General features: G+C 65.7%; 2 protein-coding genes. Both read left to right on the top strand.

What is annotated here, in order from left to right; translation table 11 throughout:
• On the top strand, window positions 1–970 hold a 970-nt coding region (locus tag Ae505Ps2_RS34365), incomplete at its 5' end, for a hypothetical protein (protein ID WP_170917172.1).
• Window positions 971–1,035: 65 nt separating this feature from the next.
• A complete protein-coding gene (gene ssb / locus Ae505Ps2_RS34360; RefSeq protein WP_075313479.1) occupies window positions 1,036–1,527 on the top strand; it encodes a single-stranded DNA-binding protein in 492 nt (163 codons plus the stop codon).
• The last annotated feature ends 619 nt before the right edge of the window (window positions 1,528–2,146 follow it).

Here is a 2,146-nt window from a genome sequence, read left to right as displayed (position 1 = left end):
CTGGGGATTCGAGGTCGGATCCCGGCGCGGAAAGAGCACGTTCCTGTCCCTGTCGGCGGCTCAAATCCTGCATCAGGACCCCGCCGCGGAGGCCACCGGAATCGACGTTAAGCGGGAATCCTTCAAGTCACTGTTCGGTGTTCCCCGGTTCCACCTGCACAACGATCCGGCCGATATCGCGGCGATGTGGAACGGTATCCGCCACGTCAAGAAACTCATGGATCGGCGATGCAACGAGCGGGCCGACGACCCGACGCTTGAATTCCCCTTCCACCTGCTCCTGATCGACGAACTGTCACAGTTCTCGGCTCAGTCCATGCAGTTGTGGCGCCAGATCAAGGAGAAGGGCGATCCGGCGCACCCACCGGTGTGGGACGACATCGCCGCGATCATGTGGCAAGGCGCGGCGTTCCGCGTTCACATCGTGCTCGCCGGACAACGAATCGACCACCAGATCACCGGTGGAATCGGGCTTATCACGAGCCTCGGGTTCCGTGGGCTCGCGGGATTCCGTCGGCAGAACTGGATGCGTCTCGCCGGAACGTTTCCGGTGCCACGGTCGCGCCCGGAACGGGGCCGCTGGATCTATTCCGACGGCGAATCCGAGACGTGGGTTCAGAACATTTGGGCCACCGACGACGAAATCAAGCAGTGGGCCACAACTACTTCCCATGACACGGCGACCGAGGCCGCTGTCGCTGGGCCAACTGAGGGGAGTGGGAAGTGGGAACCGGGGACGCCGGCCGCCGAGGAATCGACGCAGCGCGGCGCGGAGTGGGTGACAGGAAACGTGGACGCAGCCGCCTACCTGGGCATTCATCCGGAAACCTTCAGGAAGCGGCGACAGGCCCACGAGATCCCGAACACGCAACGGTCAGGACGGTCTCCCACGTGGACCACTCAGAGCCTTGACGAGTGGGGCGCCATGTGGGAACAGGAAACCTCCGAACAACCCGCCGAAGTAGCCTGACCGACACAACAAAAAACCAGAAACACAACCCTTCAGAAACTCGCCAAGAAAGGACACCGATCGGTATGTCCGGAGAGATCGTCACCACCATCATCGGGCACCTCACGGCCGACCCCGAGCTGCGATTCACCGAGTCCGGAACCGCGGTCGCGAACTTCACCGTCGCATCGAATCCGCGCACATTCGACCGGCAGACCGGCGAATGGCGCGACGGCGACCCGCTGTTTCTGCGCTGCACTCTGTGGCGCGATCCCGCGGAAAACCTCGCCGAGTCCGCCCGCAAGGGAGACCGCCTGATCGTGCACGGCCGCCTCGTGCAGCGCTCGTTCGAGACCCGGGAAGGCGACAAGCGCACCGTGATCGAGATGCAGGCCGACGAGGTGGGCGCCTCGACCCAGTTCGCCACTGTCGCCATCACGAAGCGCGGCAGGAACGGAGGCGCGGCGCCGGTCGACCCGCACACCGGGGAGACCGCCGACCGCAGAACCCGACCGCCCCGGACCGAGAAGCCACAGGGCGACGGCGAGGGCCAGGACGAGAACGAGGGGCCGTTCTGATGGGCGTGCACGGCCGCAAACGCCTCCCGCTCGGCCCCCTCGTGATCAACGCCGCGTCCACCGGATGGCTCCGGTGGCGGATCACGTCGGTGACCGTCCGGCTCGGACCGTGGTCCTGGAACAGCCGCGCGGACCGCCAGCGTGTCGACCTGCCGGGGCCGTGGTCCTGGACAGGCAGGAGGAGGAACCGATGAACACACGATCCAGCGTCATCGGCGCGTCGACCCCGAGTCAGAGTCGGGTTCCGGTAGGAATGGCTCATGTCATATGGACCAACGCCACGCTGGGGGCCACGCAACCCCTGCAAGGTGCACTGGCCAGCCGAACACCGGGCCCTCTACGAGGAGCGCGCGACCGCGCTCGGACTCAGCCTCAACGAGTATCTGATCCGGCTGGTGGCCAAGGCTCACGGCTTCCCTGTGCCCGACCACCCGGAGCAGTTGGACCTCAGCGCCTAACCGACCCTGAACATGCGAAGACCCCCCGTCTCGTTTCGCGGCGCGGCGGGGGGTCCTCGACTGAACTACCTCTTAGGAGGTCGCGCGTGCGACTGTACAGGCCGACACCAGGCCAGGCGACGCAAACTAGGCGTGTTTCTACTACCGGGCCGCGGCGGTGG

Origin of the sequence: Pseudonocardia sp. Ae505_Ps2, from assembly GCF_001932425.1 — a bacterium.
In the GTDB taxonomy this organism is placed as follows: Bacteria; Actinomycetota; Actinomycetes; order Mycobacteriales; family Pseudonocardiaceae; genus Pseudonocardia.
Note: the sequence above shows the minus strand (reverse complement) of the source record. Positions and strands in the feature narration are given on the sequence as shown.

Bases quoted from the DNA above. Each gene is read 5' to 3' on its own strand.
- ssb (WP_075313479.1), top strand. From the start codon at position 1,036: ATGTCCGGAGAGATCGTCACCACCATCATCGGGCACCTCACGGCCGAC.